Source organism: Flagellimonas sp. L-11 (assembly GCF_056857735.1).
This window is the reverse complement of sequence record NZ_JBSXNR010000005.1, coordinates 1-2,475: the sequence shown is the minus strand read 5'-3', so window position 1 is coordinate 2,475 and position 2,475 is coordinate 1. Positions and strand designations below refer to the sequence as shown.

4 protein-coding genes are annotated in these 2,475 nt (G+C 38.3%); 3 read left to right on the top strand and 1 reads right to left on the bottom strand.

Annotated features, from left to right (window positions below; translation table 11 throughout):
• Positions 1-155 precede the first annotated feature (155 nt).
• Entirely contained in the window at positions 156-371 is a 216-nt protein-coding gene (locus tag AC13CC_RS00100; protein WP_207031515.1) for a helix-turn-helix domain-containing protein, read from the bottom strand.
• A 153-nt stretch (positions 372-524) separates the two neighbouring features.
• Here AC13CC_RS00100 and AC13CC_RS00095 point away from each other — a divergent pair, with 153 nt between their 5' ends.
• From AC13CC_RS00095 to AC13CC_RS00085, 3 genes are read left to right on the top strand one after another with little or no spacing between them, the layout of a single operon-like run.
• Positions 525-1,715, top strand: coding sequence for a hypothetical protein (locus AC13CC_RS00095; protein ID WP_482876280.1), 1,191 nt, complete (start codon positions 525-527; stop codon positions 1,713-1,715).
• Between the two features lie 9 nt (positions 1,716-1,724).
• Complete coding sequence (locus AC13CC_RS00090; RefSeq protein ID WP_482876278.1) at positions 1,725-2,069, top strand: hypothetical protein; 345 nt, start codon at positions 1,725-1,727, stop codon at positions 2,067-2,069.
• Positions 2,070-2,098: 29 nt separating this feature from the next.
• Positions 2,099-2,353, top strand: coding sequence for a hypothetical protein (locus AC13CC_RS00085; RefSeq protein WP_482876277.1), 255 nt, complete (start codon positions 2,099-2,101; stop codon positions 2,351-2,353).
• Positions 2,354-2,475 lie beyond the last annotated feature (122 nt).

Below are 2,475 nucleotides of genomic sequence, written 5' to 3'. Positions count from 1 at the left end.
CACGCCTCATAACCATTATTTTTTCCTTCAATATCGCCCCCCGCAAATGGACGGGGTGTATTGATAGGGAAAAATAATGCCCAAAAATTATCCAATTTAATTTGGAAAGTCCATAGAATACTTACCGAAACTAATTTACTGAGCGAGGTAAAACCTCAATTAGGAAGCTTCACATTTCCATATAATTCCTTCATTACTTCACAAGGGTCAATATCAATGGCCAATGAAATAAGGTAGAGTTCCTCTGCCCTTAGTTTCGTGGTCGGGTTGGAACTCAATTGACTTATCCTTGATTTACTTATGCCTGTCCTTCTCGCCACTTCCGCTTTGTTGATGGACTTTTTGGCCAAATATAATCCTAGGTCTGTCATTTTAGTAATATAAAATTTTGATACATAAAGATAGATTTTAGATACACCTATATAAAATTTTATCTAATTCGTGTAGAAAATGAGTATTAATTTTATACATTGGTATAGAAAATCTATACCAATGGATTGAAATTCACCTTAAAACTTCGACATATGGATTCCTTATCACAAAGAAAGAAACAGCTAGACCCCCAGATACAGGGGCTTTTATCGGATATTATCAAAGTAATTCCGAATGTTGCACAGGTCTATCTGAACAAGGGCCTCGAAAAAAAGAACACCTTTAAATTCAGATGGAACATCATTATTGATGCACCCAAAAATGACATAAACAACAAGTTCCTTCCCATTGTCCAAGGGTTGTTTTTTGACCATCAAGATCATTTCCACAATCTCTTTTCCCATGATTACGCCAAAACAGAACTGGCTAATGGAAACCTGTTTTTCATCAACCATTGTCGGACCGAACATCTCATATTTGGAAATCGGGAAATTAGCTTTCCTTGGAAACAACATGAAGAACTAACCAATGAGAAAGTCCAGAAAAACATTGAGGAGGACTTTCGGACATCCTTGGAAGGCAGTTTTGCCTTTCAAAAGGGGTTCAAATACTTCATGTCAGATAATAACCTATCCCAAGCTGCCTTTATGGCCCATCAAGGCTTTGAACTGGGATACAGGGTCTTGGAAGGCTTTCTCTGCGGAAAAGTCAAAATCTGTCATAAGATAGGAGTCCATCAAAAGTTCATGGAAAGGAACATATACCGAATGAAGGGAATGTTCAATCTTGATGACCATACAGAAATGGAGTTGTTGGAACTATTGGATCGGGCCTATTCCAGTTCAAGATATGAAAACTCCTTCCATATTGAAAGGGGTCAATTGGACATTTTGGAACAAAAGCTTGAATGCTTTTTGGATGAGATCAAGCAATTGTTCGAAAAGGAACTTGAGCTTTTACAGACCCCTATTACAAGTAAAAAAGAGGCTTTGTTCGAAACCCAAAATATAGAAGAGCCCAACCTATTGGACACGATTAGGCAATTGAGCAAGGAAAACTTTGAAATGATGAGACCTGCAAATCGAAGGACAAAAAAAGGATATTATCTCAACCATGTCTATATCCACAGTCACTTCTCCCTTTTCTACACCTTAAAATCGACCCTCAATGTATGTATCCTGGCCTTGGACGAGCAATGTGATATGACCTTGGACATCAAAAACATCAAAGAGGATGTAAAGACCGTACTGGAGTTTACTAAAAACCTCATTCCCTTGGAAGAGGGCAACTATCTGGATGAAATGCGGGAACTCATGCTTTCTGATAAAGGAACTACACCTTAAAAAGAGGACATGGAAAAGAAAATTGAAAGCCATAACAACGAAAAGGAACTATTGGACAAAGTGATTGGTATGTTGAACCCAAGAAAACGAAGGTATCATGGGAAGGATGAACCGCAAGTCCAAGAAGTAGTGTTCAAGGTGGAAAACAATTCAGAACTGCGCTATGTCATCTCTTGCCTGTTAAGGCTGTGCATGTCCACCATTGACAATGAAAACGAACTGGATTCTCCAAGACTTCCCTTTCTATCCAAGGATGATGCAGTGATCACCATACTGGAGTTGGTCATTGATATTCTTCCAGACGACCAGTTGGACAGCTACGATCGAATAGAAAAACTCCTTTTGAAGGAATAAACATGATTGCCAACCCAAAAACTTGAACAATGAAACAGAAGAAGAAAAAACTCAAAACCTTGGAGGAAATCCAAGACCTTAGAAAAAATCTTACCGGGCTGCTGGGAAACAAAAAGTCCATTGATTCCAAAGGAAACCTTGTTTGCTTCGAGGTCAGGGACAACAACCACCTTTTGATGCAGATCAGAAGCCTATTGCAGCTCTGTGTATTCGCCATGGATGGTGACGGGATGATGTTGGCTCCTAAAAACTATAATGCATCAAAGGTGTATATATTAATATAAAACTACCCCACATTTCAATTTAAAAGTATACCACTTATTACCAACTTGAACGTCCAATCAGAGACGTTCGGAAAATGATAAGTATGTATACAAAACAGGAAATAATATTAAAGAGTCATCGT